Source organism: Streptomyces sp. NPDC048560, from assembly GCF_040650955.1.
In the GTDB taxonomy this organism is placed as follows: domain Bacteria; phylum Actinomycetota; class Actinomycetes; order Streptomycetales; family Streptomycetaceae; genus Streptomyces.
The window spans coordinates 286,246-312,762 of sequence record NZ_JBEZIJ010000004.1; the positions used below are offsets into that span (position 1 = coordinate 286,246).

Annotated in this window: 25 protein-coding genes and 1 pseudogene; 5 read left to right on the top strand and 21 right to left on the bottom strand. The window is 69.7% G+C overall.

The window, feature by feature from the left end; genetic code table 11:
• Positions 1 to 22 precede the first annotated feature (22 nt).
• Positions 23 to 1,669: an allophanate hydrolase gene (gene atzF, locus AB0C82_RS14085; RefSeq protein WP_362840995.1), complete on the top strand. Its 1,647-nt coding sequence runs from the start codon at positions 23 to 25 to the stop codon at positions 1,667 to 1,669.
• A 394-nt stretch (positions 1,670 to 2,063) separates the two neighbouring features.
• Here atzF and AB0C82_RS14090 read toward each other — a convergent pair whose 3' ends face one another.
• The 12 genes from AB0C82_RS14090 to AB0C82_RS14145 form a co-directional block, all read right to left on the bottom strand.
• Positions 2,064 to 4,901, bottom strand: coding sequence for a DEAD/DEAH box helicase (locus AB0C82_RS14090; RefSeq protein WP_362840493.1), 2,838 nt, complete (start codon positions 4,899 to 4,901; stop codon positions 2,064 to 2,066).
• 43 nt (positions 4,902 to 4,944) lie between these two features.
• Positions 4,945 to 5,838: a diacylglycerol kinase gene (locus AB0C82_RS14095; RefSeq protein ID WP_362840496.1), complete on the bottom strand. Its 894-nt coding sequence runs from the start codon at positions 5,836 to 5,838 to the stop codon at positions 4,945 to 4,947.
• Between the two features lie 18 nt (positions 5,839 to 5,856).
• Positions 5,857 to 6,804 (bottom strand): twin-arginine translocase subunit TatC, encoded by a 948-nt coding sequence (gene tatC / locus AB0C82_RS14100; protein ID WP_362840499.1) that lies wholly within the window; start codon positions 6,802 to 6,804, stop codon positions 5,857 to 5,859.
• Between the two features lie 49 nt (positions 6,805 to 6,853).
• Positions 6,854 to 7,147 carry a Sec-independent protein translocase subunit TatA gene (tatA, locus tag AB0C82_RS14105; RefSeq protein ID WP_362840502.1) on the bottom strand — a complete coding sequence of 98 codons (294 nt, stop codon included), beginning with the start codon at positions 7,145 to 7,147 and terminating at the stop codon, positions 6,854 to 6,856.
• A gap of 215 nt (positions 7,148 to 7,362) precedes the next feature.
• A complete protein-coding gene (locus tag AB0C82_RS14110; protein WP_362840505.1) occupies positions 7,363 to 7,560 on the bottom strand; it encodes a hypothetical protein in 198 nt (65 codons plus the stop codon).
• A 27-nt stretch (positions 7,561 to 7,587) separates the two neighbouring features.
• Positions 7,588 to 7,869: a hypothetical protein gene (locus AB0C82_RS14115; RefSeq protein WP_362840508.1), complete on the bottom strand. Its 282-nt coding sequence runs from the start codon at positions 7,867 to 7,869 to the stop codon at positions 7,588 to 7,590.
• A 42-nt stretch (positions 7,870 to 7,911) separates the two neighbouring features.
• Entirely contained in the window at positions 7,912 to 8,868 is a 957-nt protein-coding gene (locus tag AB0C82_RS14120) for a WYL domain-containing protein (protein WP_362840511.1), read from the bottom strand.
• Positions 8,869 to 8,883: 15 nt separating this feature from the next.
• Positions 8,884 to 9,837, bottom strand: a complete 954-nt coding sequence (locus AB0C82_RS14125) for a WYL domain-containing protein (RefSeq protein ID WP_362840514.1) — start codon at positions 9,835 to 9,837, stop codon at positions 8,884 to 8,886.
• Positions 9,838 to 9,952: 115 nt separating this feature from the next.
• Complete coding sequence (locus tag AB0C82_RS14130; RefSeq protein WP_362840517.1) at positions 9,953 to 10,327, bottom strand: FKBP-type peptidyl-prolyl cis-trans isomerase; 375 nt, start codon at positions 10,325 to 10,327, stop codon at positions 9,953 to 9,955.
• Between the two features lie 43 nt (positions 10,328 to 10,370).
• Positions 10,371 to 11,306 (bottom strand): FKBP-type peptidyl-prolyl cis-trans isomerase, encoded by a 936-nt coding sequence (locus AB0C82_RS14135; protein WP_362840519.1) that lies wholly within the window; start codon positions 11,304 to 11,306, stop codon positions 10,371 to 10,373.
• 312 nt (positions 11,307 to 11,618) lie between these two features.
• Positions 11,619 to 12,980: a Pup--protein ligase gene (gene pafA / locus AB0C82_RS14140; protein ID WP_362840522.1), complete on the bottom strand. Its 1,362-nt coding sequence runs from the start codon at positions 12,978 to 12,980 to the stop codon at positions 11,619 to 11,621.
• Between the two features lie 9 nt (positions 12,981 to 12,989).
• The gene (locus AB0C82_RS14145) at positions 12,990 to 14,249 is read right to left on the bottom strand and encodes an MFS transporter (RefSeq protein WP_362840525.1); all 1,260 of its coding nucleotides are present in this window, start codon (positions 14,247 to 14,249) and stop codon (positions 12,990 to 12,992) included.
• Positions 14,250 to 14,393: 144 nt separating this feature from the next.
• Between AB0C82_RS14145 and AB0C82_RS14150 the strand changes: the two genes are divergently transcribed.
• Positions 14,394 to 15,422 carry a LacI family DNA-binding transcriptional regulator gene (locus tag AB0C82_RS14150; protein ID WP_362840528.1) on the top strand — a complete coding sequence of 343 codons (1,029 nt, stop codon included), beginning with the start codon at positions 14,394 to 14,396 and terminating at the stop codon, positions 15,420 to 15,422.
• A 79-nt stretch (positions 15,423 to 15,501) separates the two neighbouring features.
• On the opposite strand, the gene prcA is transcribed toward AB0C82_RS14150, so the two are convergent.
• From prcA to arc, 6 genes and pseudogenes are all read right to left on the bottom strand, one after another.
• Positions 15,502 to 16,320: a proteasome subunit alpha gene (gene prcA / locus AB0C82_RS14155; protein WP_362840531.1), complete on the bottom strand. Its 819-nt coding sequence runs from the start codon at positions 16,318 to 16,320 to the stop codon at positions 15,502 to 15,504.
• A 55-nt stretch (positions 16,321 to 16,375) separates the two neighbouring features.
• On the bottom strand, positions 16,376 to 17,221 hold the full coding sequence (gene prcB, locus AB0C82_RS14160; RefSeq protein ID WP_362840534.1) for a proteasome subunit beta: 846 nt from the start codon (positions 17,219 to 17,221) through the stop codon (positions 16,376 to 16,378).
• Positions 17,173 to 17,350 (bottom strand): annotated as a pseudogene (locus tag AB0C82_RS14165) (endonuclease domain-containing protein); the annotation flags it as partial. The pseudogene AB0C82_RS14165 and the gene prcB, both read right to left, overlap by 49 nt.
• A 47-nt stretch (positions 17,351 to 17,397) precedes the next feature.
• Complete coding sequence (locus AB0C82_RS14170; RefSeq protein WP_362840537.1) at positions 17,398 to 17,616, bottom strand: ubiquitin-like protein Pup; 219 nt, start codon at positions 17,614 to 17,616, stop codon at positions 17,398 to 17,400.
• Between the two features lie 120 nt (positions 17,617 to 17,736).
• The gene (dop, locus tag AB0C82_RS14175; RefSeq protein WP_362840540.1) at positions 17,737 to 19,248 is read right to left on the bottom strand and encodes a depupylase/deamidase Dop; all 1,512 of its coding nucleotides are present in this window, start codon (positions 19,246 to 19,248) and stop codon (positions 17,737 to 17,739) included.
• 236 nt (positions 19,249 to 19,484) lie between these two features.
• Positions 19,485 to 21,251, bottom strand: a complete 1,767-nt coding sequence (gene arc, locus AB0C82_RS14180) for a proteasome ATPase (protein WP_362840543.1) — start codon at positions 21,249 to 21,251, stop codon at positions 19,485 to 19,487.
• 240 nt (positions 21,252 to 21,491) lie between these two features.
• Here arc and AB0C82_RS14185 point away from each other — a divergent pair, with 240 nt between their 5' ends.
• On the top strand, positions 21,492 to 21,803 hold the full coding sequence (locus tag AB0C82_RS14185) for a ferredoxin (RefSeq protein WP_362840546.1): 312 nt from the start codon (positions 21,492 to 21,494) through the stop codon (positions 21,801 to 21,803).
• 4 nt (positions 21,804 to 21,807) lie between these two features.
• On the opposite strand, the gene AB0C82_RS14190 is transcribed toward AB0C82_RS14185, so the two are convergent.
• The 3 genes from AB0C82_RS14190 to AB0C82_RS14200 form a co-directional block, all read right to left on the bottom strand.
• On the bottom strand, positions 21,808 to 22,386 hold the full coding sequence (locus AB0C82_RS14190) for a hypothetical protein (RefSeq protein WP_362840548.1): 579 nt from the start codon (positions 22,384 to 22,386) through the stop codon (positions 21,808 to 21,810).
• A 209-nt stretch (positions 22,387 to 22,595) separates the two neighbouring features.
• Positions 22,596 to 23,495 carry a tRNA (adenine-N1)-methyltransferase gene (locus AB0C82_RS14195; protein WP_362840550.1) on the bottom strand — a complete coding sequence of 300 codons (900 nt, stop codon included), beginning with the start codon at positions 23,493 to 23,495 and terminating at the stop codon, positions 22,596 to 22,598.
• Between the two features lie 60 nt (positions 23,496 to 23,555).
• Complete coding sequence (locus AB0C82_RS14200; RefSeq protein WP_362840997.1) at positions 23,556 to 24,812, bottom strand: site-2 protease family protein; 1,257 nt, start codon at positions 24,810 to 24,812, stop codon at positions 23,556 to 23,558.
• Between the two features lie 171 nt (positions 24,813 to 24,983).
• On the opposite strand from AB0C82_RS14200, the gene AB0C82_RS14205 reads away from it, so the two are divergent.
• Both AB0C82_RS14205 and AB0C82_RS14210 read left to right on the top strand, forming a co-directional pair.
• A complete protein-coding gene (locus AB0C82_RS14205; RefSeq protein WP_362841000.1) occupies positions 24,984 to 25,829 on the top strand; it encodes a PD-(D/E)XK nuclease family protein in 846 nt (281 codons plus the stop codon).
• Between the two features lie 9 nt (positions 25,830 to 25,838).
• Complete coding sequence (locus tag AB0C82_RS14210) at positions 25,839 to 26,510, top strand: response regulator transcription factor (protein ID WP_103517407.1); 672 nt, start codon at positions 25,839 to 25,841, stop codon at positions 26,508 to 26,510.
• Positions 26,511 to 26,517 lie beyond the last annotated feature (7 nt).

Genomic DNA, 26,517 nt, shown 5'->3' on the forward strand with positions numbered 1-26,517 from the left:
ACCCTCCCCAGGACGGAGCACGATGCACCTCACCCTCACCCGGGTCCGCGCCGCGTACGCCCGCATCGAGGCGGTGGACCGCCGTGAGATCTGGATCGGCCTGCGCCCCCTCGCCGAGCTGGAGGCGGAAGCAACCGCGCTGGACGACCGGCTCTCAGCCGGCGAACAACTTCCCCTCGCGGGGCGGCTGCTGGCGGTGAAGGGCAACATCGACGTGGCCGGGCTCCCCACCACGGCAGGCTGCCCGTCGTATGCCTACGAGCCCACCGCCGACGCCCCGGCCGTGGCCCGGCTGCGCGCGGCCGGAGCTCTGGTGATCGGCACGACGAACCTCGACCAGTTCGCCACCGGACTCGTGGGGACCCGCTCCCCGTACGGCGCCGTGCGCAACGCCCACGATCCGGAACGCGTCAGCGGCGGTTCGAGCTCCGGTTCCGCGGTGGCGGTCGCGCTGGGCATCGCGGACCTGGCCCTCGGCACGGACACGGCGGGTTCGGGCCGGGTCCCGGCGGCGTTCAACGGCATCGTGGGACTGAAACCGACGTACGGTCTCGTCCCCACGGAAGGCGTGGTGCCGGCCTGCGCGAGCCTGGACTGCGTCACCGTCTTCGCCCGTACGCTCCCCGAGGCCGAACAGGCCCTCGCACTGATGTCCACCCCCGTCCCGTACCAGGCCCCCGCGCGGGCGCCCGGGCCCTGGCGCGTCGCCGTACCGCCCACCACGCAGCTCGGCGAACTGGCGCCGGGCTGGGCGGCGGCCTACGAGGCCGCGGCCGAAAGGCTCCGGGCCGCGGGCGCGGTGCTCCAGCCCCTGGACCCGGCCCCGTTCCTGGAAGCCGCGGCCATGCTCTACGAGGGGGCGTTCGTCGCCGAGCGGTACACCGCGGTCGGTCCGTTCATCGACGGCGCACCGACGCCCCCGGACCTGGATCCGACGGTGGCGGGCATCATCACATCGGCCCGCGACATCCCGGCCCACCGTCTCTTCGCCGACCAGGCGAAGCTGGTGGGCCTGCGCGCGGCCGCACTGGCCGCGCTCTCGGACGCGGACGCACTCCTGCTCCCGACGACACCCCACCACCCCACCCTCGCCGAGGTGGCCGCCGATCCCCTGGGCGTCAATGCCGCCCTGGGCCGCTTCACCAACTCCACCAACCTCTTCGACCAGTGCGCGGTGGCAGCCCCCGCGGGCGAGGTCGACGGCCTGCCGTTCGGCGTCATGCTGATCGGTCCGGCCCACACCGACGAACGCCTGGCCCGCCTGGCCGCGCTCCTGACCCCGCCGGTGCCCCTGGTCGTGATCGGCGCGCATCTGACGGGCGAACCGCTGAACCCCCAACTGCTCGCCCTGGGCGCCCGCTTGATCGGCCCCACCGCCACGGCTCCGCACTACCGCCTGCACGCCCTGTCCACCACGCCGCCGAAGCCGGGCCTGGAGTACGTGGGCGAGGGCGGCTCCCCCATCGAAGCGGAACTCTGGGAACTCCCGGCAGAAGGCCTGGGCCGCCTGACGGCCGCCCTCCCCCACCCGATGACGCTGGGCCGGATCAACCTGCCTGACGGCACGTCGGCCCCGGGCTTCCTGTGCGAGCCGTACGCGGTGCGGGAATCGAAGGACATCACGTCGTACGGAGGCTGGCGCGCATACACCAACGCGCCCGAGGTTTGAGGACATCCCACTCAGCACGCCCCACGCTTGGAGGGCAACCTCTCAGCCCGTCCGGCGCGCTTGAGGGCAACCTCTCAGCCCGCCCCTCGCTTGAGGGCCGCTCCTCAGCCGCGCGGCGCTTGAGGGCAGCTCCTCAGCCCGCCCCACGCTCAAGGGCAACCTCTCAGCCCGCCCGGGCTTGAGGGCAACCTCTCAGCCCGCCCCTCGCTTGAGGGCGGCCTCTCAGCCCGTCCGGCGTTTGAGGACCGGGGTCCGGGGCGGAGCCCCGGTTTCGGGAAGGGGCGGGTAGGGGACAAGGCCGCCGCAGGCACCACCCGCCCGCACCCCGAGCAGACTCCCACCCGGACACCGCCCCTCCCCGGACGGCCCCGCCCCCACGTCTCCCCGTCTCACCTCACCCCACGGAGCTGTAAGCCACCACGCCCCGCAACACGGCATCAACCGCCTTGTGCGCATTCTTCGCCACAGACCCGCCCGCCCCCTCACGAGGCGCCGCGGCCGCGATCTGCCCCAGCACGTCGATCACCTGCTTGCACCACCGCACGAAGTCCCCCGCAGGCATCTCCGCCTCGCGCAGCACCTCGTCCAGCGTCCGCCCGGAGGCCCACATGTAGACCGCCCAGGCGAACCCGAGGTCGGGTTCACGCTGCCCGACACCCTCCGCCTGGTGGATCCTGAAGTCCTCCTCCAGCGCGTCGAGACGGCCCCAGATCCGCACCATCTCGGCCATCGCCGTCTTCGCGGGCCCGCTCGGCAGCTTCGGCGCCACCGCGTCGTCCGCCTGCCGCGCCTCGAACACCAACGCCGATACGCACGCGGCGAGTTCAGCCGGATTCAGGCCTTCCCAGACGCCTTCGCGCAGGCACTCGCTGGCGAGCAGATCGAGCTCTCCGTAGAGACGGGACAGCCGCCGCCCGTTCGTGGTGACCTCGTTGTCCCGCAGGTAGTCCAGCTCGGTCAGGAGCGCCACGATCCGGTCGAACGTGCGGGAGATCGTGTTCGTACGCCCGGCGATCCGGCTCTCCAACTGCCGCGTGTCACGCTGCAGCCGGTGGTACCGCTCCGCCCACCGCGCGTGGTCCTCACGCTCGTCGCACCCGTGGCAGGGGTGCGCCCGCAAGGCCGCGCGCAGCCGGGCGATCTCGCGGTCGTCGGCCGCGGCAGCCCGCTCCCTGCGGTGCCGGTCGGGCACCAGGTGCCCGGCCTTCGACCGAAGCGCCGACGCCAGATCACGCCGCGACTGCGGCGACCGCGCGTTGAACGACTTCGGCACCCGCATCCGGTCCAGCGCCTCCACCGGCACCGGGAAATCGATCGAAGCCAGCCGCTTGACCTGCCGCTCCACGGTCAGCACAAGCGGCCGGGGCCCTTCGGCGTACTCCATGCCCCGGTGCGCGTTGGCCCGTCCCGCCGGCAGTCCCGGGTCGAGGACGAGCGCCAGTCCGGCGAACTTGCCGGTCGGGACGTGGATGACGTCACCCGGCTTCAGCTTCTCCAGGGACGTGGCCGCCGCGACCCGTCGCTGCGCCGCCCCCTGCTTGGCCAGCTCGGTCTCACGGAGCTTGAGGTCACGCCGCATCTCCGCGTACTCCTCGAAGTCACCGAGGTGGCACGTCATGCCCTCGCGGTAGCCCTCGAGGCCCTCCTCGTTCCGCTGGACCTGCCGGGAGATCCCGACGACCGACCGGTCGGCCTGGAACTGTGCGAACGAGGTCTCCAGCAGCTCGCGCGAACGGTGCCGCCCGAACTGGTGCACGAGGTTCACGGCCATGTTGTACGAGGGCCGGAAGCTGGACCGGAGCGGATACGTACGCGTACCGGCGAGCCCGGCCAGGGCGCCCGGGTCCATGCCGCGCTGCCACAGCACCACCGCATGACCCTCGACGTCGATCCCCCGGCGGCCGGCCCGTCCGGTGAGCTGGGTGTACTCACCGGGGGTGATGTCGGCGTGCTGCTCGCCGTTCCACTTGACCAGCTTCTCCAGGACCACCGAGCGCGCCGGCATGTTGATCCCCAGCGCCAGCGTCTCCGTCGCGAAGACCGCCTTGACGAGCCCGCGTACGAACAGCTCCTCGACGACCTCCTTGAAGGTCGGCAACATGCCCGCGTGGTGCGCGGCGATGCCCCGCTCCAGGCCTTCGAGCCATTCGTAGTAGCCGAGGACGTGGAGGTCCTCCCCCGGGATGGAGGCGGTCCGCTCCTCGACGATCTCCCGCACCAGCCGGCGCTTGCTCTCGTCGTTCAGCCGGAGCCCGGCCTGCAGGCACTGCTGCACGGCGGCCTGGCAGCCGGCCCGGCTGAAGATGAACGTGATGGCCGGCAGCAGCCCCTCGTGGTCCAGCCGGTCGATGACCTCGGGCCTCGACGGGGTCCAGATCCGGCTGCGCTGGCGCCGCTCGCGCTCGCGGTCCGCCTCGCGCACCATCTTGCCGCGGCGCCGGTCGCGGGGGTTGTACCCGCCCGCCTGGTTCTCCATGCGGGCGAGCCTGACGAGATCCGGGTTGACCTCGCGGCGGCCCGTTCCCCGGCCGCCGTGGTCGGTCTCCTCCTCGAAGAGGTCGTACATCCGGCGCCCGGCCAGCACGTGCTGCCAGAGCGGCACGGGGCGGTGCTCGGAGACGATCACCTCGGTGTCGCCGCGGACGGTGCCCAGCCAGTCGCCGAACTCCTCGGCGTTGGACACGGTCGCCGACAGGGAGACCAGGGTCACGGACTCCGGCAGGTGGATGATCACTTCCTCCCACACCGCACCCCTGAAGCGGTCGGAGAGGTAGTGCACCTCGTCCATCACGACGTAGCCGAGGCCGGTCAGGGACTGCGAACCCGCGTACAGCATGTTCCGCAGGACCTCGGTGGTCATGACGACCACAGGTGCCTCGGAGTTGACGCTGTTGTCGCCGGTCAGCAGGCCGACCTTGTCCGCACCGTAGCGCCGGGCGAGGTCGGCGAACTTCTGGTTCGACAGCGCCTTGATGGGGGTCGTGTAGAAGCACTTGCGGCCCTGCTGGAGCGCGAGATGCACGGCGAACTCGCCGACGATCGTCTTGCCCGAACCGGTGGGCGCCGCCACCAGTACGCCCTTGCCCGCCTCCAGGGCTTCACATGCCTCGACCTGGTAGGGGTCGAGGCCGAATTCGTACATCTCGCGGAAGGGTCCGAGGGCCGTGGCCCGCTCGGCCGCACGAACGCGAGAAGCCTGGTATCGCTCAGCTGGTGAGAGGTCCTCTGTCATCTTGCTACGAGCCTACCCGCCCCCTCCGACAGTCAGGCGATCTTTATTTCGCCGGACAGAGGACCCTCACCGCACCCGGCACGGCGGTGACCGTGAGGGGCAGCGGGCCGAGCGGTTCACCGTCCGCGTAGGCCGTGACACCCGCCGCCGCGAGCTCGATCGAGGCGACCCGGTGCACGGTGACCGCGGGGTGGCCGAGGTGCGTCCCCTTGTACACCCTGGGGAACACTCTCAGCAGCGTCGCCCGGCTGCAGTCCCCGACCACGGTCACGTCGAAGAGCCCGTCGTCCATGACAGCGTCCGGACAGATCCGCATCCCGCCGCCGTACGTGCTCCCGTTGCCGACGGCGATCAGCGTCGCCTCGATCTCGCGCACGGGGCCCCCGTCGATCCGGACGCGGTACGGGACCGGCTCGAACGCGGCCAGTTCGGCGAGGATCGCCAGGTCGTACTTGAAGCGGCCGCCCCAGCGCATCCGGTTGCCCCGGTCGTTCACCCGCGAGTCGAAGCCGGAGGCGAGCACGGAGCCGAACCACCGCTCGCCGGCCCTTCCGAGGTCGATGTCCCGGACGTGGCCCTCCTTGAGCGCCCGGGCGGCCAGCCGCCCCGCGGCGCCCGGGTCGCGCACCGGCAGCCCGAGCGCCCGGGCGAAGTCGTTGCCGGTACCGACGGCGACGACACCGAGGGGGGTCTCGGTCCCCGCGACCGCCTGGAGGGCAAGGGACGCCATGCCGTCGCCGCCCACGGCGATCAGTGCGCCGGTGCCGGCGGCCACGGCCTCGCGTGCCCGGCGCAGCGCGTCGGCGGCGTCCTCACCGAGGACCGTGCGTACGGAGAATCCGGCGTACCGGAACGCGGAAGCGGCCGGCTGCGCGGCGTGCGCGCCCCGGCCGCGTCCTGCGGTGGGATTGACGAAAAGGGTGATCTCGCTGGTCACCCGCCGGACCTTACAAGGTCAGGTGATGTCGTCGTAACCGTTGAGCCGGTGCGAGCGCGCACCGTCCGACTCCCCGGTTGCCTGCTCCGGCAGCGGGGCGCGCGAGGCGGACACCGCTTCCGGTGTGAGGTCGAGCTGCGACGCCTCGTCGTCGTCCAGTTCGGCGTCGGGGTTGGCCCGTCGCCTGCGGGCGTCGTTGAGGAGGGAGAAGCCCGTCGCGATGAAGTAGAGGACGGCCAGCGGTCCCGCGAGGAGCAGCATCGAGAGCGGCTCGCCACCGGGGGTGGCGATCGCCGCGAAGCCGGTGAGGCCGACGATCATGCCCCGCCACCAGCCCAGCATCCGCTTGCCGGAGACGATGCCCGTCATGTTCAGGGCGATGAGGAGGAGCGGCAGCTCGAAGGCGAGACCGAAGACGATCACCATGCGGGTGAGCAGATCCAGATAACTGTCGAGCCCGATCTGGTTCTGCACGTCGCTGGGGGTGAAACCGAGCATGATCTCCGCGGTCTGCGGCAGGATCGAGTAGGCCAGGTACCCGCCGGCGAGGAACAGCGGCGCTCCGATGACCGCGAAGCCGTAGGCGTACCGCTTCTCACCCTTGTGCAGCCCCGGAGCCACGAAGGCCCACAGCTGGTAGAGCCAGACCGGGGCGGCCAGCAGCACACCCGACATCAGGGCGACCTTCAGCGCGTTGGTGAAGGGACCCATCAGGGTGTCGGTCTTCAGCAGGGCGCAAGGACTCCCGTTCTTCGCGACGACCACCGCGCCCTCACAGCCCACCGAGCTGATGAGCGGGTTCAGCAGGAAGTCGTAGATGTCCTTCTGGTAGAAGGCGGCGACGATCGTCACCACGACAATCGCCGTTACGGCCTTCAGCAGCCGGTTACGCAGCTCACGCAGGTGATCGAGGAGGGGCATACGCCCCTCTTCGTCCTTCTCCTGCTTGCGGGCAGACTTGAGCAACCCACTTCCCTCGTCTCGTGCGGCAGCTGTGGGCGGAGCCCGTCAGCTGTCAGCTCTGGGTGGTGGGCTTGGCCTCGCTGACCGGGCGGGAGCTGGTGACGTCTCCGGGCGCGGCCTGGATGGTACGGGTGGGAGTGGCCTGCGGAGTCTGGTCCGCGACGGTCTCCGTCGTGGGCGCCGCGGGCTCCGCGTCGTCCTTCTTCATGGCCTTGGCCTCGCTCTTGAGGATGCGGGCCGACTTGCCGAGCGAACGGGCCATGTCGGGAAGCTTCTTGGCACCGAAGAGAAGAAGGATGACAGCGATGATCAGAATGATCTCGAGGGGCTTCAGATTGCCGATCATGTGCGACTTCCTTCTCACTGAGGCGACTGGAGGGTGGGCTCGCTACCCGTTCGATCGGACATAGGTCCGACCTGTGCGCTGGCAGCGATCGTATCCCGCAGGAGTAAACGCGAGGCAATGCCCGTGCGTACTCCCGGTTGCGACCCGCCCTCCGCGCCTGGGCCGACCTCAAGAGCGTACCCCCCGAACTTCCGGAACAGCAGGCCGCGATCCTTCTAACGCAGGGCCTCACCGGTGGCGGCGAGGCCGGTCGCGGCATGTTCGAGGTCCTCCGCAGCCCGGTTGATCCGCTGCGTGGTCGCGGAGACCTGGCGACCCAGCCGCTGGGCCTCGACGAAGACCTTGACGGCGAGTACGCCGAGTACGGCGATCCCCAGGAATCCCAGGGCGATGGCGAGCATGGGCCAGAACATGCGGCGGTGCCTCGATGTCGTCGTGTCCTACAGGGCGGTGTGGAGGCGCAACGTCCGCACCCCTCCACCGGTGAGGAGTTCGATGATGCGCTCCCCGGCGGGCTTGCGGACGGCGGCGCCGCACTCGGGGCAGGTGAAGGTGTAGAAGGTCGTGCGGCTGCTGGCGCCGATCGCGAGGCGCAGGGCGCCCGCCGGGAGTTCGAAGCGCTCACGGCAGTCGGGGCAGGCGGCCCTGAACCGGACGGCGGCGGGTACCGGCACCGGCGTGACGGCCGACAGCGGGGCCGACAGGACCGAAACATCGGACATTACGGACGTCTGGTCCATTTCGTCTCCGCTCTCCCTTACCGCTCAGGCCACGTCGTCGTACGCGGCGAGCGCGTCCCGGGCCGCCTCCCGCGCGCTGCGCGCGAGCTCCGGCGGGGAGACGATCCGCCCTTCCCCGCCGAGCCGCAGAGCGAGTCTGCGCAGCGAGGCGGGGTCCGGGGTACGCAGAGTGATCCGCAGGCCACCGTCGGCGAGCTCGTCCGCGCTGTCGTGCGGGTAGTACTCGGCGACCCAACGGCCGGCGGGTCCCACCTCGATCACGACCTCCGGGTCCTCGGCCGCGGGCTGGACCAGCCCCTCGGAGAGATCCCGCAGCTCCAGCTCCGGCGGGGCGGCCGGGGCGTCCAGGAGGCGGATCTCGGCGACCCGGTCCAGCCGGAACGTACGCCTGGCCTCGGACAGTCTGCACCACCCCTCCATATAGGTGTGGCCGACGGCGAACAGCCGGATCGGGTCCACCTCGCGCTCGGTGAGCTCGTCGCGTGCCGGGGAGTAGTAGCGCAGCCAGAGCCGCCGCCGCTCGGAGATGGCCCGGTCCACGTCGGCGAAGACCCCGCCCTCGGCCTCGAAGGTGACCGAGAGCCGCGAGCTGGCCGCCCCCACCTCGCCGGCGGCCGTCTCCAGCTTGGCGGTCGCGCGGACCAGCGCGAGGCGGTCGCTCTCACGCAGCCCGGGCAGGGTCGCGACGGCGCGCGCCGCGACGAGCAGGGCGGTCGCCTCGTCCGAGGCGAGGCGCAGGGGCGCGGCGACGTCGTCCGGGTTGTGCCACCAGATCCGGTCGCCGTCGGTGTCGATGTCGAGGAGGTCCCCGCCGCGGAAGCTCGTCCCGCACATGGGGAGCACGTCCAGGTCGGAGATCAGCTCGTCCTCGGTGATCCCGAAGGCCCTGGCGACGTCCTGGACGTGGGCGCCGGGGCGCTCACGCAGATAGGTCACCAGGGAGAGCATCCGGCGGGTCTGGTCGATCGCGTTCGTGGCCATGAGCTACGGGTCCCCTCAGTCCTTGGCCACGGCGCGCAGCCGGTCCACCACATCGGCCCGCAGATCGGCGGGTTCCGTCACGACGACGTCCGGGCCGAACTCGACGAGCCAGGCATCCAGCCCGTGTCCGTACGGGATCTCCAACTCGTCCCAGCCGTTCCCGAGTTCCCGGACCGATATCGCCCGGGACCGCAGCGGGTAGCCGGAGCCGGACCGCAGCCTGATCCACGCGGTCCTGGTCGCGGTCTCGCCGGCCCAGCTCTCCACGGTCTCGCGCACGGTGACGACGTCCGGCACGGGGGCGCTGAACGCCCCGGCGCGCGAGCGGACCCGGCCTGCGATCCGCGAGAGGCGGAAGACCCGCTCGGCGCCGCGGTCGCGGTCCCAGCCGGCCAGATACCAGTGGCCGCGCCAGCACTCCAGGGTCCAGGGCTCGACCTGGCGCTGCTCGTGGCGGGCGGCGTTGCCCTTGCGGTAGTCGAACGTGACGGGACGGCGGTCCCGGCAGGCGAGCATCAGCGGCTCGAACGCGGCCTCGTGCACCGGGATCCGGGGTTCGAGGGCGCTGTGCACCTCGTAGGCGTCCTCGGCCTCCGGCATACCCGCGGCCCGCAGCTTCTGCAGGGCGCCGCTGGCCGCTCCGGCGAGGCGGGCCTGCTGCCAGACCTTGGCCGCGAGTCCGAGGGCTGCGGCCTCCTCGGCGTCCAGCGTGATGGGAGGCAGCCGGTTGCTGTCGCGACGGGCGAGGTAGCCGGTCTCTGCGTCCAGGTTCTCCACGGTCTCGATGACCAGACCGAGTTCGCGCAGATCGTCCTTGTCGCGCTCGAACATCCGGTTGAAGGAGTCGTCGTTCCCCGCTTCCAGGTACGCCTCGATGGACTCGCGCAGCTCGCGCTTGCTGAGCGGGCGCCGGGTGCCCAGCAGGCACAGCGCCAGGTTCATCAATCGCTCGGCCTTGGCAATCGCCATCGACGCCCTTTCTCTACGTGCTCTCCGACCCTCGACCGTACCGCCCCGGGGTGTCCGGACAAAAGCGAGGGCCCGTGCCTCACGGCACGGGCCCTCGTTCACGCGCGACTGTGGATCAGACGCCCATCAGGTCGCAGACGAAGATCAGCGTCTCGCCGGGGGCGATGGCACCGGCGCCGGCGCCGCGGTCACCGTACGCGAGGTGCGCGGGGATGATCAGCTGGCGACGGCCGCCGACCTTCATGCCCTGCACGCCCTGGTCCCAGCCCGCGATGACCTGACCGGCACCGAGCTGGAACTTGAGCGGGGTCCCGCGGTTCCACGAAGCGTCGAACTCCTCGCCGGTGGAGTAGGCCACGCCCACGTAGTGGACGGAGACGGTCTGGCCGGCCTGGGCGACCTCGCCCTCGCCCTCCCAGATGTCCTTGATCTCCAGGTCGACCGGCGGCTCGCCACCCGGGAAGTCGATCTCGGGCTTCTCGATGCTCACTGAATTGCTCCTCTAAATGATGAACTGGGCAACCGGGACAGTCTTACATCTTTGCCAGGACGTCGACTGCGAACACCAGCGTCGAGTTGGCGGGGACGGTCTGCTGCGCCTTGTCACCGAACGCCTGGTCCGGCGGGATGACGAGCAGCACACGGCTGCCGACCTTCTTGCCGATCAGACCGTCCTTGAGGCCCTTGAGCGTGATCTGGGCCAGCGGGAAGGTCGCGGTCTTGCCCGTCTGGTAGGTGCTGTCGAACGGCTTGCTGCCCTTCCACACCAGACCCACGTAGTTCACGACGACGCTGTCGCTCTCCTTGATGACCTCGCCGTCGGACTCCAGGATGTAGTTGGAGACCAGTTTCTTGGGCGGGTCGGTCTTGGGGATCGTGACGGTCGGCGCCTTGCCGTCGGTCTTGGTGCCCACCTTCGGCAGATCGATGTTGTCCTGCGCGACCTCGGTGCCCTTGGCGGAGGCCGGGATCTGCGTCGCCTTCAGGATGTCGACGACGAAGACGAGCGTGGCGTTGGGCTTGATGTCGCCCTGGCCCTGCGCGCCGTAACCGAGCTCGGGCGGAATCACGAGCTCCACACGGCTGCCGACCTTCTGACCGACCAGGCCCTTGTCCCAGCCCTGGATGACCATGCCCGCACCGAGCGTCAGGTCGAACGGCTGCTTGCGGTCGAAACTGTTGTCGAACGGCTTGGTGGAGTCCCACGCCTGTCCGAGGTAGTTGACCTGGATCGCGTCGCCGTTCTTGAGCTTCGCGCCGTCTCCCTCACTGACGACCTCGGTCTGCAGCTCCTTGGGCGGGTCACCCTCGCCCTTCGCGAGCGTGGGCTTCTCGCCGAACTTCGCACCCGCGGTGATCGCGGGCACTCCGTTCTTGGACGAGGCGGAGTCGGAGCCCTTTTCGTCACCGCAGGCCGCTGTCGACAGCAGCAGGATGGGGACGACTAGAAGGCCGGCAAGTCGGCGCACTGGTTCCTCAGATCTCAGACGGCACGTTGGTTGAGTCCCCGACACTCTAGGGGGTAGGCAGCCTTTCGGGCCGGAACAGGGAGCGGGGCCCGGTGCCCGCGGAGGCGGGGCGGGGGCCGGAGCACTGCCGTGCCTCCCTCGCCCCGGCGAAGCCGAAAGACCACGGAAACGCGGGAATCGGCGGCGTCGGCGCAGGTGCGCGTGCGGACCCGCGCGCCGACGGCCGGGCACACGGCACGCGGACAGGGCCCCGTACGAGGAACGTACGGAGCCCTGCCGTCAGCCGCGATACCGAGGCGTCCCGCGCCCCGGTCACATGCCGGCGATCAACTTCTCCACGCGGTCGTCCACGGACCGGAAGGGGTCCTTGCACAACACGGTGCGCTGCGCCTGGTCGTTGAGCTTGAGGTGGACCCAGTCGACGGTGAAGTCCCGCCGTTGCTCCTGGGCCCTGCGGATGAAGTCCCCGCGCAGCCGCGCCCTGGTGGTCTGCGGGGGCACCGATTTGCCCTCGAAGATCTTCAGGTCGTTGCAGATGCGGGCCACCTGCCCCTTGCGCTCCAGCAGGTAGTAGAGACCTCGCCGGCGGTGGATGTCGTGGTAGGCGAGGTCTATCTGCGCGACCCTCGGATTCGACATGGTCATGTTGTGCTTGGCCCGGTACCGCTCGATGAGCTTGTACTTCATGACCCAGTCGATCTCGGTGCCGATCCGGTCGAGGTCCTCCGCCTCGATCGCGTCGAGGGTGCGGCCCCACAGTTCGAGCACCTGGTCGACGGTGCCGGTGCGGATGCCCCGGCGCTCGACGAAGTCGACCGCCTTCTCGTAGTACTCGCGCTGCACCTCGATGGCCGAGGCCTCGCGGCCGCTGGCCAGGCGCACCTTGCGCTGCCCCGTGAGGTCGTGGCTGACCTCGCGGATGGCCCGGATCGGGTTCTCCAGGGTCAGGTCGCGCATCACGGTGCCCGCTTCGATCATGCGGAGCACCAGGTCGGTCGCGCCGACCTTGAGCAGCATGGTCGTCTCGGACATGTTGGAGTCGCCGACGATGACGTGGAGGCGGCGGTACCGCTCGGCGTCTGCGTGCGGTTCGTCCCTGGTGTTGATGATCGGACGTGAGCGCGTCGTCGCGGAACTGACGCCCTCCCAGATGTGCTCGGCACGCTGGCTCACGCAGTAGACCGCTCCGCGCGGGGTCTGAAGCACCTTGCCGGCACCACAGATCAACTGCCTGGTGACGAGGAACGGAATGAGGATGTCCGCGAGCCGGGAGAATTCTCCGTGCCGGGCCACGAGGTAGTTCTCGTGGCACCCGTAGGAGTTTCCCGCCGAGTCGGTGTTGTTCTTGAAGAGATAGACGTCGCCCGCGATTCCCTCCTCGTGCAGGCGGCGTTCGGCGTCGACGAGCAGTCCTTCGAGAATGCGCTCGCCGGCCTTGTCGTGCGTGACCAGCTCGGTCACGTTGTCGCATTCGGGGGTTGCATATTCCGGATGCGATCCCACGTCGAGGTAGAGGCGGGCGCCGTTCCGCAGGAAGACATTGCTGCTGCGGCCCCATGACACAACACGGCGGAAGAGGTAGCGCGCCACTTCGTCAGGTGACAGTCGGCGCTGTCCCCTGAACGTGCACGTGACGCCGTACTCGTTCTCCAGCCCGAAAATGCGGCGGTCCATGACTGAACATTACGCCTTATGGCCTGAGCTGAAACCGGGTTCGACGGCCCCGTTTCGATCATTTTCCGAACCCGTCACAACAGTGGCCGTACGCACGGGAACTGCGAGGACCCTTCCGGTGGCCAGAAGGACCACCAGCGCGGCCACTCCGCCGGCCCCGGCGACGGCGAAACTCGACGCCGTACCGCCGAGCTCGACGGCCGGGCCCGCCAGGGCCGTTCCGGCCGCCGCGCCTACGCCGAACGTGGTCACGAGCCACGAGAACGCCTCCGTGACCGTGCCGCGCGGCGCGTGCCGGTCGACGACGATGAACGAGCAGGCGATCGCGGGAGCGAGGAACACACCGGCGAGTGCGGCCAGGCCGGTCATGGCGGCGACGCCGGGGGTGAGCGTCAACGGCAGGTAGCCCAGCGCCAGCAGGGCGACGATGACGCGCAGCCGCCGCTCGGGCGCACCGGCCCACTGCCGGGCCCCGTAGACCACTCCGCCGATCAGCGCGCCGAGGCCGAGGGCCGCCATCAGCCGGCCGTACACCGACGCGTCGCCGTGGTCGTCGGCGTAGGCGATGCCCGCCACGGTGATCGAGCCGAGTGCCATGCCGACGAAGAAGAAGGAACCGAGCAGCGCGAGCAGTCCGGGCGAGCGCAGGGCGCCGAGCCAGTGGGCCTCACGGGGTGCGGAGCGCCAGGTGCGGGAGGGTTCCGACAGGACGACGGACAGGGCGCCCAGGACCCCTATGGCGTTGATGACGAGCAGGGCCACGGCGGGCGACCAGAGCGCGACGAGGACGGTGACGAGCAGCGGTCCCAGGGTGAACATGACCTCCTGGGCGACGGCATCCATGGCGTACGCCCGGTGGACCCGGTCCTCGCGTCCCAGGACGGTCGGCCACAGGGCGCGCAGGCCGCCCTCCAGCGGGGGCGTGCACACCCCGGCGATGACGACGGCGAGGCAGGCCAGCGGCAGCGGTTCGAGGCCCACGAGGGCGAACAGTGCCATGCCGAGCGCCGAGAGGACGGCGGCGGGGAGCTGGACGCGCGGCTGGCCGTGGAGGTCCACCGCACGGCCGAGGAGTGGCTGTCCGACGGCGGTGGCGAGCCCGTACGCGGCGGCGAGGGCGCCGGCCAGCGTGTAGCTGCCGCCCTCCGCGCGGGTGAACAGGACGATCGCGATGTGGGCGGTGCCGCTCGGCAGCCGTCCCACAAGCGTCCCCGTCAGCAGCCGCGTCGCGTGCCGCGCCCGGAGGACGTCCAGATATCCCGCGGCCATTCCTGCCCCTCTCACTCGGACGGGCTAGCGACCCGGACCGAGGTTTTACGTATAACGTCGAGTCTCATACGTACCATGTGCGCAGTCCCCGGTCCACCTCACGGTGTCCGGGCACCACGGCACCAGTGAGCACGGAGGCTCGAAGTGACCAGCGCGCAGCAGCCCGCCCCGGCACGGCCCACCAGCCGGGACGTGGCACGGGCGGCGGGTGTCTCCCAGGCCACCGTGTCCCTCGTGCTCGGCGACAAGTGGCGGGGAAGGGTGTCGGAAGCCACAGCGGTACGCGTACGGGACCGGGCGGCCTCGCTCGGATATCGGCCGAATCTCGCCGCCCGCAGCCTCCGCCTCGGCAGCACCCGGACCGCCCTCCTCGTGGTCCCGGCGCTCACCAACGAGTTCTTCGCCCGGGTCTACACGGGCGCGGCCGGTGTCGCCGCCGCCCACGACTTCGGCGTCGTGCTGTACCCGTCACCCGACGGCACCGGGCCGGCCAGGGACCCCTTCGCCTCGGCCCGTGCGTCGCTGGACGGCGTGATCGCCTCGTCCATGGCCGCCGGCGCCCTGGGCGCCCTGCGCGGCGCCGGGCTCCCTCTGGTGATGCTGGACAGCGACCCGGCCGATCCTGGCGCGGCGGCTCAGGTGAACCTCGACATCGCGGACGGGATGCGCCAGGTGACGGAGCATCTGCTCGGTCTGGGCCACCGCCGGTTCGTCCACCTCGCCTCGGCCGTGGACTCCTGGACCTTCGCGGTCCGTGCGCAGGCGCTGCACGACACGGTGCGGGGGGTGCCGGGCGCGGTCGTGCGCACGGTCCCGGCCGCACTGGACGTCACGGCCGGGCGGGAAGCCGCGGAACAGGCACTGGCGGGTCCCGGACCCCGCCCGACGGTCATCGTCTGCGACGACGACATCCTGGCCGCGGGGGCCTGCAAGGCGGTCCGCAGGCTCGGGCTGCGGGTGCCGGAGGACGTCTCCGTGACGGGCTTCGACGATCTCGCCCTGGCGACGGCCGTGGAACCGGAGCTCACCACGGTGCGGCTCCCCGCCGAGCGGGTGGGCGAGCGCGGCATGGAGGCGCTGCTCGCCGTCCTGGACGGCCGGCCCGCGGCGCGGGGAAGTCTGCCCGTGGATCTGGTGGTGCGCGGCTCGACCGCCCCTGCGGCCCGGTCCTGACCGCCCTCGCACGACCGTGCCCCGGCCCGCCTGCTGTGGCGGGACGGGGCACGGCGAAGGAGCGTCGAGCCGGAGGACCCTAGTCCTCGGCGGGGGGCTCCGTGGTCCCACCGGAGCCCTTGGTCCCGGTGCTCCCGGTGTCCGTATCGGTGGTGTCGGTCTCGTCGTCGGAGGGAGCGTCCGTCGGGGCCCCGCCGCCGTCCGCGTCGAGCAGGCGCGCCAGCTGACGTCCGACGATCCGCTTGAACTTGCGCTGCTGCGGCCTCGTGCGGTCCAGGACCGCGACCTCCAGCCGTTCCGCGGGAATCTCCCGCTCGCCACCGTTGGGCTCACGCGACAGCGCCTGGACGGCCAGCTTCAGCGCCTCGGCGAGCGTCATGCCGTCGCGGTGCCGCTGATCCAGGAAGCTGCTGATCTGTTCGGAGTTCCCGCCGACCGCGACCGAGCCGTGCTCGTCCACGATCGAACCGTCGTGCGGCAGCCGGTAGATCTGATCACCCTCGGGCAGTGCGCCGACCTCGGCGACCACCAGTTCCACCTCGTACGGCTTCTCGGCCGCGCTGGAGAAGATGGTGCCGAGCGTCTGCGCGTAGACGTTGGCCAGGCCACGCGCCGTCACATCGTCACGGTCGTAGGTGTATCCACGGAGATCCGCGTAGCGCACCCCGCCGATACGGAGGTTCTCGTACTCGTTGTACTTGCCGGCGGCCGCGAAACCGATCCGGTCATAGATCTCGCTGAACTTGTGCAGCGCACGGGACGGGTTCTCGCCGACGAACACAATGCCGTCGGCGTACTGCAGCACAACCAGGCTGCGACCACGGGCGATGCCCTTCCGGGCGTATTCCGCCCGGTCGGCCATGGCCTGCTGAGGTGAGACATAGAACGGCGTCGACACCGGCTATCCGTCCCTTTCTGTCAGTGACGAGTGCATCGAAGAAGCTGGGACCCGGTCAGAGCAGCGCCGCGCGCGGTCCGTCGGGCTCCTCCATCCGGCGTTCCAGCACGGCGCCGGCGATCTCGGCGGATTCCACGTCCGTGAGCCTGCGGAAACCCTCGTCGGTGATGACGGTGACGATCGGATAGATCCGGCGCGCCACGTCCGGTCCGCCGGTCGCCGAGTCGTCGTCCGCCGCGTCGTACAGCGCCTGCACCACCAGGGTCAGCGTCTGCTGCTCCGTCAGGCTGTCGCGGTAGAGCTTCTTCATCGATCCACGGGCGAAGAGGGACCCCGAGCCGGTGGCCGCGTAGCCGACCTCCTCGGAACGGCCGCCCGTGACGTCGTACGAGAAGATGCGGCCCTTCTCGCGGTCGACGTCGTAGCCCGCGAACAGCGGGACCACGGCGAGACCCTGCATGGCCATCGCCAGGTTGCTGCGGATCATCGTGGAGAGCCGGTTGGCCTTGCCCTCCAGGGAGAGCGTGGCACCCTCGACCTTCTCGAAGTGCTCCAGCTCCAGCTGGAACAGCTTGACCATCTCCACGGCCAGACCCGCCGTACCGGCGATGCCCACCGCCGAGTACTCGTCGGCCGGGAAGACCTTCTCGATGTCGCGCTGCGCGATCATGTTCCCCATGGTCGCCCGCCGGTCACCGGCGAGTACCACGCCACCGGGGAAGGACGCCGCGACGATGGTCGTCCCGTGCGGTGCCTGAATGGCCCCCTGGAGGGGCGGCAGGCTCCGCTTGCCGGGCAGCATGTCGGGTGAGTGGTCGGACAGGAAGTCCATGAACGAGGACGAACCCGGCGTCAGGAAGGCAGCTGGTAGACGCCCGGTGCTACGAGTGTTGGCTTCCACGCGTTTCCCTCCAGGTATGCGATGGCCCTGCGCAAGGAGTCAGGATCATCCCCCAACTTGCCGATGGCCGAATTGCAGTTGAAGCAGTACGTCCCGGACCCTACCCGTCCTGTGGTGGTGATCCACATGGAGTTGCAGTCCGGGACGCACTTTCCCACCCCGTTCACATGTGTGGACTACTGTCCACCCTTCTGAACGAACGAGCGAACGAAGTCCTCCGCGTTCTCCTCGAGTACGTCGTCGATCTCGTCCAGGACCGAGTCGACGTCGTCGCTCAGCTTCTCCTGCCGCTCCGCGAGGTCCTCTGAAGCCTGCGCTTCCTGCGCCTGCTCCTCGACCTCCTCGTTGGAACGCGTCGCCTTCTGCTGTCCGCCGCCGGTGTCCTTGGTCGCCATGTAGCTCACCCCGCTCGGTTCGAAGCACTTGATCAGACCCTACCCATGGGGTCCGACATTGGCCCGGTACTTGTCTCAACGTCCGGAGGTCATCGGAATGATTCCCAGCCGGGAGCCCTTTCAGCCGCCCGAGAGCACCCGGACCAGCTCTTCCGCGGTGCGGCAGCGGTCCAGGAGCCCTTCGACGTGTTCACGCGTCCCGCGCAGCGGTTCCATGGTCGGCACCCGCTGCAGGGAGTCGTGGTCGGGCAGGTCGAAGATGACCGAGTCCCAGGAGGCCGCGGCGACGTCGTCCGCGTACTGCTCCAGGCACCGGCCCCTGAAATACGCCCTCGTGTCCTCAGGAGGCTTCGTACGGGCCCGCTCGACGTCGCTCTCGTCCAGCAGGCGCTTCATCTTCCCGCGGGCCGCCAGGCGGTTGTAGAGGCCCTTGTCGGGCCGCACGTCCGCGTACTGGAGGTCCACCAGGTGCAGGCGCGGGGCGTCCCAGTCCAGGCTGTCGCGGCGCCGGTAGCCCTCCATGAGCTCCTTCTTCGCGACCCAGTCCAGCTCGCCCGAGAGGCTCATCGGATCGTTCTCCAGCCGGTTGAGCGTGTCCTCCCACCGGATCAGGATGTCCTTGGTCTGCTCGTCGGCGTCCGCGCCGTACCTCTCCTCGACGTACTTGCGGCCCAGCTCGAAGTACTCCATCTGGAGCTGCACAGCGGTGAGTGTCCGGCCGCTGCGGAGCGTGATCAGCTGTTTGAGGGTGGGGTCGTGCGAGACCTGGTGCAGGGTGCGCACCGGCTGGTCGACGGCGAGGTCGACGTTGATGAAGCCGTCCTCGATCATCGAGAGGATCAGTGACGTGGTGCCGAGCTTCAGATAGGTCGAGATCTCCGACAGGTTCGCGTCGCCGATGATCACATGGAGCCGGCGGTACTTCTCGGCGTCGGAGTGGGGTTCGTCGCGGGTGTTGATGATGGGGCGCTTCAGCGTCGTCTCCAGGCCGACCTCGACCTCGAAGTAGTCCGCCCGCTGACTGATCTGGAAGCCGTGCTCATGGCCGTCCTGGCCGATGCCGACCCGGCCCGCGCCGGTGACGACCTGCCGGGAGACGAAGAACGGCGTGAGGTGGCGCACGATGTCCGAGAACGCGGTCTCCCGCTTCATCAGGTAGTTCTCGTGCGTGCCGTACGAGGCGCCCTTGTTGTCGGTGTTGTTCTTGTAGAGGTGGATCGGCTGGGCGCCCGGGATCGCGGCGGCCCGCTCCGCGGCCTCCGCCATGACCCGCTCGCCGGCCTTGTCCCAGAGCACCGCGTCGAGCGGGTTGGTGATCTCGGGTGAGCTGTATTCGGGGTGCGCGTGGTCGACGTAGAGCCTGGCACCGTTGGTGAGGATGACATTGGCCAGGCCGATGTCCTCGTCGGTGAGCTGGCTGGAGTCGGCGGTCTCACGGGCGAGGTCGAAGCCTCGCGCGTCACGCAGCGGATTCTCCTCCTCGAAGTCCCAGCGGGCGCGGCGCGCCCGGTGCATCGCCGCCGCGTAGGCGTTGACGATCTGGGACGAGGTGAGCATGGCATTGGCGTTGGGGTGACCGGGAACGGAGATTCCGTACTCGGTCTCGATGCCCATTACTCGCCGTACGGTCATGCGGCCCTCCTTGCCCGGCGGCGCTCCCCTCCGGGGGCGGCGCTCAAGTACCGCTGCTTGTCCGGTGGGCGTGCGGTGCCCGTCCCCGCACTGCGCGACTCGGCGGTACGGCAGAGCCTAGAGCGCCATTGCGCCGGTGGGGAGATCAATTACGTCATTGCTCGGATATGGCCGGAGCAGCCGGGAAAACAACCGGCTGCGGATGCCCGGCCGGGCATCCGCAGCCGGTCTGCGTTTTACAGGTACTGCCCGGTATTTGCCACTGTGTCGATGGAGCGTCCGGTGTCCGCACCCTGCTTTCCGGTGACGAGCGTGCGGATGAAGACGATCCGCTCGCCCTTCTTTCCGGAAATCCTGGCCCAGTCGTCCGGGTTCGTCGTGTTGGGAAGGTCCTCGTTCTCCTTGAACTCGTCCACGCAAGCCTGGAGGAGATGGGAGACCCGAAGGCCCTTTTGGCCGTGTTCGAGGAATGCCTTGATGGCCATCTTCTTTGCCCGGTCGACGATGTTCTGAATCATCGCGCCGGAGTTGAAGTCCTTGAAGTACAGGACTTCCTTGTCACCGTTGGCGTAGGTGACCTCGAGGAAGCGGTTCTCCTCGGACTCGGTGTACATCCTCTCCACGACGGACTGGATCATGGCGTGGGTGGCAGCCGGCCTGGAGCCCGCGTGCTCGCCCAGATCCTCCGTGTGGATCGGCAGCGAAGGCGTCAGGTACTTCGCGAAGATGTCCTTCGCGGCCTCCGCGTCCGGGCGCTCGATCTTGATCTTCACATCGAGCCGGCCGGGCCGCAGGATGGCCGGGTCGATCATGTCCTCGCGGTTGGAGGCGCCGATGACGATGACGTTCTCCAGGCCCTCCACACCGTCGATCTCGGCGAGCAGCTGGGGGACGATGGTGTTCTCCACGTCCGAGCTGACACCGGAACCACGGGTGCGGAAGAGGGATTCCATCTCGTCGAAGAAGACGATGACGGGGGTCCCCTCGCTCGCCTTCTCCCGGGCACGCTGGAAGACCAGGCGGATGTGCCGCTCGGTCTCACCGACGTACTTGTTGAGGAGCTCGGGGCCCTTGATATTGAGGAAGTAGCTCTTCCCCGCGGGCTGTCCCGTGACCTCGGCGACCTTCTTGGCCAGAGAGTTGGCCACTGCCTTGGCGATCAGAGTCTTGCCGCAGCCGGGCGGACCGTAGAGCAGGATGCCCTTCGGCGGCCGCAGTTCGTGCTCCTTGAAGAGATCGGGGTGGAGGTACGGAAGCTCGACCGCGTCGCGGATCAGTTCGATCTGGTCGCCCAGGCCGCCGATCTTGTCGTAGTCGATGTCCGGAACCTCTTCGAGGACCAGTTCCTCGACCTCGCTCTTCGGGACCACTTCGTAGACGTAGCCGGACCTGGGTTCCAGCAGCAGGGAGTCGCCGGGCCGGATGGTCATGTCCATCAGCGGCTCCGCGAGCCGCACCACCCGTTCCTCGTCGGTGTGCCCGATCACCAGGGCACGCTCGCCGTCCTCCAGGATCTCCTTGAGGGTGACGATGTCCCCGGCCCGCTCGAACGCCATGGCCTCGACCACGTTGAGCGCTTCGTTGAGCATGACTTCCTGACCTCGTCTGAGGTCGTCGAGGTCGACGCTGGGGCTGACGTTCACCCGGAGCTTGCGGCCCCCGGTGAAGATGTCGCAGGTGCCGTCCTCGATTGACTGCAGGAAGACACCGAAGCCGGCCGGCGGCTGTGCGAGCCGGTCGACCTCCTCCTTGAGGGCCACGATCTGGTCTCGGGCCTCACGGAGCGTATTGGCGAGCCGCTCGTTCTGAGCGGACACGCCGGCCAGGTTGGTCTGCAACTCGACGATCCGCTCTTCGAGAATCCTCGTATGACGCGGAGAGTCGGCGAGCTTACGTCGCAGGACGGCGATTTCCTGCTCGAGATAGGCAACCTGGCCGGCTGGGTCTTCTGACCCCCGCCCGGGCCGGATGCCGCGGTTGATGTCGTCGTCGTGGGCTGCCACGGTCCTCACCTCCTCCAAGGGGAGCTGGACGCTTCCTGACCCTACCTGGGTGGGTGATGATTGAAACCCCTAGATCACAAAGACTCCGGGGTGTGTCCGATCTTCACCCTTGCGCTCTCCCTCACGCCAAGGGAATACCCACTTTGAGCACCGGAAAGCCGCCGGTTGTATCGTCGAAGCGTTCAACACCCGTCAGGGCTGGCTTCATTTGGTTCGGATACGCAGGGAACGGCAGGACATATGACCGTGCGGCAGGACACTCCGGGCGACAGCGGGACGCAGGATCTGGAGGTCTGGATCGACCAGGACCTCTGCACCGGCGACGGCATCTGTGTGCAGTACGCACCCGAGGTGTTCGAGCTGGACATCGACGGTCTGGCGTACGTGAAGAGCGGCGAGGACGAGCTCCTCCAGGACAAGGGCGCCACGACGCCGGTGCCGCTGCCGCTCCTCCAGGACGTGGTGGACTCGGCCAAGGAGTGCCCTGGCGACTGCATCCACGTACGACGTGTTTCGGACAGCGTCGAAGTTTTCGGTCCGGACGCGGCGTAACGGCTCAGGCGCCGCGCGCGAGGTCCTGGCCGGACCTGACGAAGGCGTTGCCCTTCCAGCGCCAGCTGGCCTTCTCCGTCTCGTCGGGGCAGCAGCGCGGCACGTCGGGCGAGGAGTAGCCGAGCAGCGTCGCCGAGACCGTTCCGCCGCGCACCGTGAAATCGGTGACCGTCGTCCTCGAAGCGGGGTCCACCAGGGTCGCGACGACCCTGGGTGCGGCTCCGCTTCCGTGTGTCAGGACGTAGACGCCGCTGGGCGGGGTGCCCATGCCCGCGTCGCAGTGGACCACCGCGACGGTCTCGGGGCGGCCGTCGCCGTCGAGGTCTCCGGGGGCCGCGTCGGCCACCACGTTCTTCGCACCGCCGCAGTCCAGCGGGTAGTCCGCCGCCGCCGCGTCGGGGGCGGCCACGGGCGCACTGCCGGACCGGGAGGCCACGTCCTTACCGGAGGCCGTCGCGGTTGCCGTGCCGGGCTGCAGCAGGCCCGCACAGGCGACGACGGCTGCCATGGCCGTGGCCGTCGCGAGCCAGTGCACCGGCTTCGTGGCGGTGTGCGCGAGGTCCGGGAGCGCGGAGGTCTGCACGCGGTATGTCTCCTGTGGTTCCTGGGGGCCTGGGTAGGCGGTGCCGGCTGCGCGTCGGCGGGCGGGGGGTGGCCAGCATCGTGCCACACCTCACACGGAAGCGGAACGGTGGGGTCGGCGCCGGCTTGCAGGGCAACGAGAAGGCGCCGCCGTCCACTTCCCGGGAGGTCCTGGGAACTGGGCGGCGGCGCCCGGGCGTTGTTACGGGATCAGGCGCGCGACGAGGTGCTGCCCGGGCCCGAGTAGTCGTCGCCGTAGGCGCCCTTGGAGGGGCGGCGGCGGCGCAGCGGCGCCTCGACGCCGTCCGCCAGCCGACGAGCGGTGACGAGGAAGCCCGTGTGGCCGATCATCCGGTGGTCGGGACGGACGGCCAGGCCCTCGACGTGCCAGTTGCGGATCATCGACTCCCAGGGCTGCGGCTCGGCGAAGCAGCCGATCTCGCGGATGGACTCGACGGTCCGCGAGAGCTGGGTGGTCGTGGCGACGTACGCGCAGAGGATGCCGCCGGGCACGAGCGCCTTGGAGACGGCTTCCAGGCACTCCCAGGGGGCCAGCATGTCCAGGACGACGCGGTCGACGTCGGTGTCGGAGAGGTTGTCCTGGAGGTCGCCGATGGTGAGCTGCCAGGCGGGGTGCGGGGAGCCGAAGTAGCGCTCGACGTTCTGCTGGGCGATCTCGGCGAAGTCCTCGCGGCGCTCGTAGGAGTGCAGCATTCCCTGCTCGCCGATGGCGCGCAGGAGGAACGTGCTGAGCGCGCCCGATCCGACGCCGGCCTCCACGACGCGGGCGCCGGGGAAGATGTCGCCGAAGGCCAGGATCTGCCCCGCGTCCTTCGGGTAGACCACGGCGGCACCGCGGGGCATGGACAGGACGTAGTCGGGGAGCAGGGGGCGCAGCGCGAGGTAGGCGACGTTCCCCGTGGTGCGGACAACACTGCCCTCGGGAGCACCGATCAGCTCGTCGTGCGGGAAAGAACCCTTGTGGGTGTGGAAGTTCTTTCCGGCTTCGAGCGTGAAGGTGTAGTGGCGTCCCTTGGGATCGGTGAGCTGTACCTGGTCCCCGACCTTGAAGGGCCCGCGACGTCGGGCGGCACCGGTCGGTTCAGACATGTGGCCAGCGTACCGGTGTTTTCGGGGGCTCCGACCGCCCGGCCGGGGCCCGACGGTGTCTCAGGCGCCCGGGCGGGCCATCGCGGCGACGAAAGCGCGTTCGACGTCGATGGTGGACAGCACTCCGTAGATCTCGCCGGTCTCCTCGACGACGAGGTACTCGGTCGCCGGTGTGGCCTTGAGCCGGTCCAGGAGGGCTTCGCCGGCCAGTTCGGCCGGGACCCTCATGCCGTCGGTGAGGTCCTGGGCGAGGCCGCTGACGGCGACCCAGGGGCGGCGGTGCTCGGGGACGCCGACGATGGCGGCCTCCCGGACGACGCCCTTCGGATTGCCCTGTCCGTCGACGACGACGAGGGCGCGGGCTCCCGCCTCGTTGGCCCGGCGCAGCGCCTCGGAGAGGGGGGTGGCGGACTCGACGGGGACGGCTCGCCGGGTGAGGGTGCGGGCGCGCAGGTCGGGGAGGTGCTCGCGCAGGCGGGCCATGCGCAGGCTGTTTCCGGCGCCCGTCCAGATGATCCCGGCGAGGATCGCGGCGAGCAGTGCGTCGGTGACGGTCTCCACACCGCTGATCTCTTCGGTGGCGTTGCCGAGCGCTCCGGTGTGGGTGAGGAGCGGGAGCCCGATGAGGACGGCGACGGCGAGACCCCGGCCGACCCAGGCGGCGGCGATGGTGCCGCTCATCGGCTTTCCGGTGATCTTCCAGACCACGGCACGCAGCATCCGTCCGCCGTCGAGCGGGAGGCCCGGGAGCAGGTTGAAGGCGGCGACGAGGAGGTTGGAGATCATCAGACCGGCGAGGAGCACGCCGGGGACGGTGGGGGGATCGACGAACTGCATCCCCGCGTAGAAGACACCGGCGAGGACGAGCGAGAGCAGCGGGCCGACGAAGGCGAGGACGAACTCGCGGCCGGGGGTCTCGGACTCCTTCTCGATCTCGGAGACGCCGCCGAAGAACTGGAGCTGGATGCGCCGGACCGGGAGCTTGTAGCGCAGCGCCGCGACGGTGTGCGCGAGCTCGTGGACGAGCACGGAGGCGTAGAAGGCGATGGCGAAGAAGAGCGAGACCAGGTAGCGGGTGTTCCCGAGCTCGGGAAGGACGCGCTCGAGCTGGCCGCCGAAGACCCAGGTGATGAGCGCCGCGACGATGAACCAGCTGGGCGCGACGTAGACCGGTACGCCGAAGGGGCGGCCCATGAGGATGCCGCCGCCCGGTTCGGCCGGTCGCTTCGGTGCGCCCTTGTCGGGTGCGGAGCCCGGGTCCGGGTCCGTGCCTCCTGCGCCTGGCTGCGGCCGCCCGCTGTCGCCGCTGTCGTCCACGGGGTCCCTTCGGTCGGTGGCGTCTGTCACGATCATGCAGTGTGCGAGGGTCTGTCGTCGATGGTATTCCGCCCGGTGTCAGTGGCGGGCCGTAGGGTCTTCGACATGACCTCCGTACCCCGGCCGCCTCAGCCACCCACCTCGTTGTCGCCGTCGCGGGCGAGCGACTTCATGCAGTGTCCCCTGCTGTACCGGTTCCGGGTCATCGACAGGCTGCCCGAGAAGCCCAGTGAGGCTGCTACCCGGGGCACCCTGGTCCACGCCGTCCTTGAGCGCCTGTTCGACGACCCGGCCGTGGAGCGTACGGCGCCGAAGGCGCGGGCACTGATTCCCGGCCAGTGGGACCGGCTTCTGGAGTCGAAGCCTGAGCTGACGGAGCTGTTCTCGGGTGACACGGAGGGTGAACGTCTCTCGCGGTGGCTCGGCGAGGCGGAGCAGCTGGTGGAGCGGTGGTTCTCGCTGGAGGACCCGACCCGGCTGGAGCCCGCCGAGCGCGAGCTGTTCGTCGAGACGGAGCTGGAGTCCGGGCTGCGGCTGCGCGGGGTGATCGACCGGATCGACGTGGCGCCGACGGGCGAGGTCCGGATCGTGGACTACAAGACGGGCAAGGCACCGCGTCCGGAGTACGCGGAGGGTGCGCTGTTCCAGATGAAGTTCTACGCGCTGGTCATCTGGCGCCTCAAGAACGTGGTGCCGCGGCGTCTCCAGCTGGTCTACCTCGGCAGCGGTGACGTCCTCACGTACGACCCGGTCGAGGCGGACCTGGAGCGTGTGGAGCGCAAGCTGCTGGCGCTGTGGGAGGCGATCCGGGAGGCGACGGAGAGCGGCGAGTGGCGCCCCCGGCCGACGAAGTTGTGCGGCTGGTGCGACCACCGCGCCGTCTGTCCGGAATTCGGCGGTACTCCCCCGGTCTACCCCCTGTCCGTACGCCCGGCGGAGTTCGCGCAGGACGTCCAGGGCAGAATGGGACAGGTCCGGGCCGAGGCCGGCCAACCGGTGGCCCTCGAAGGCCCTTAAGGAGATTTCGTGGCGATCCGCGTCCTTCTGGTCGATGACCAACCGCTGCTGCGCACCGGCTTCCGGATGATCCTGGAGGCGGAGGGGGACCTCGCGGTGGTCGGTGAGGCCGGTGACGGTCTTCAGGCCATCGATCAGGTGCGGGCGCTGCAGCCCGACGTCGTGCTGATGGACATCCGGATGCCTCGGATGGACGGCGTCGAGGCGACCCGGCAGATCACGGGGCCCGGCCGCGACGGTCCGGCGAAGGTGCTGGTGCTGACCACCTTCGATCTCGACGAGTACGTGGTGGAGGCGCTGCGCGCCGGTGCCAGCGGCTTCCTGCTCAAGGACGCTCCGGCCAATGAACTGGTGCAGGCCATCAGGGTGGTCGCGGCGGGCGAGGCGATGCTGGCGCCCAGCATCACGCGCCGGCTGCTCGACAAGTACGCGGACCATCTGCCGTCCGGCGAGGACCCCGTTCCGGACGCCCTGCACACGCTGACGGACCGTGAGGTCGAGGTGCTGAAGCTGGTGGCGCGCGGACTGTCCAACGCGGAGATCGCCGCCGACCTGTTCGTGAGCGAGACGACGGTCAAGACGCATGTGGGCCATGTGCTGACGAAGCTCGGCCTGCGCGACCGCGTACAGGCCGCCGTGTACGCGTACGAGAGCGGACTGGTGCGCCCCGGCGCGCAGTAAGCCGGGC

Bases quoted from the DNA above. Each gene is read 5' to 3' on its own strand.
- atzF (WP_362840995.1), top strand. From the start codon at position 23: ATGCACCTCACCCTCACCCGGGTCCGCGCCGCGTACGCCCGCATCGAG.
- AB0C82_RS14090 (WP_362840493.1), bottom strand. From the start codon at position 4,901: ATGACAGAGGACCTCTCACCAGCTGAGCGATACCAGGCTTCTCGCGTT.
- tatA (WP_362840502.1), bottom strand. From the start codon at position 7,147: ATGATCGGCAATCTGAAGCCCCTCGAGATCATTCTGATCATCGCTGTC.
- AB0C82_RS14110 (WP_362840505.1), bottom strand. From the start codon at position 7,560: ATGTTCTGGCCCATGCTCGCCATCGCCCTGGGATTCCTGGGGATCGCC.
- AB0C82_RS14115 (WP_362840508.1), bottom strand. From the start codon at position 7,869: ATGTCCGATGTTTCGGTCCTGTCGGCCCCGCTGTCGGCCGTCACGCCG.
- AB0C82_RS14120 (WP_362840511.1), bottom strand. From the start codon at position 8,868: ATGGCCACGAACGCGATCGACCAGACCCGCCGGATGCTCTCCCTGGTG.
- AB0C82_RS14125 (WP_362840514.1), bottom strand. From the start codon at position 9,837: ATGGCGATTGCCAAGGCCGAGCGATTGATGAACCTGGCGCTGTGCCTG.
- pafA (WP_362840522.1), bottom strand. From the start codon at position 12,980: ATGGACCGCCGCATTTTCGGGCTGGAGAACGAGTACGGCGTCACGTGC.
- AB0C82_RS14145 (WP_362840525.1), bottom strand. From the start codon at position 14,249: ATGGCCGCGGGATATCTGGACGTCCTCCGGGCGCGGCACGCGACGCGG.
- AB0C82_RS14170 (WP_362840537.1), bottom strand. From the start codon at position 17,616: ATGGCGACCAAGGACACCGGCGGCGGACAGCAGAAGGCGACGCGTTCC.
- dop (WP_362840540.1), bottom strand. From the start codon at position 19,248: ATGACCGTACGGCGAGTAATGGGCATCGAGACCGAGTACGGAATCTCC.
- AB0C82_RS14185 (WP_362840546.1), top strand. From the start codon at position 21,492: ATGACCGTGCGGCAGGACACTCCGGGCGACAGCGGGACGCAGGATCTG.
- AB0C82_RS14195 (WP_362840550.1), bottom strand. From the start codon at position 23,495: ATGTCTGAACCGACCGGTGCCGCCCGACGTCGCGGGCCCTTCAAGGTC.
- AB0C82_RS14205 (WP_362841000.1), top strand. From the start codon at position 24,984: ATGCAGTGTCCCCTGCTGTACCGGTTCCGGGTCATCGACAGGCTGCCC.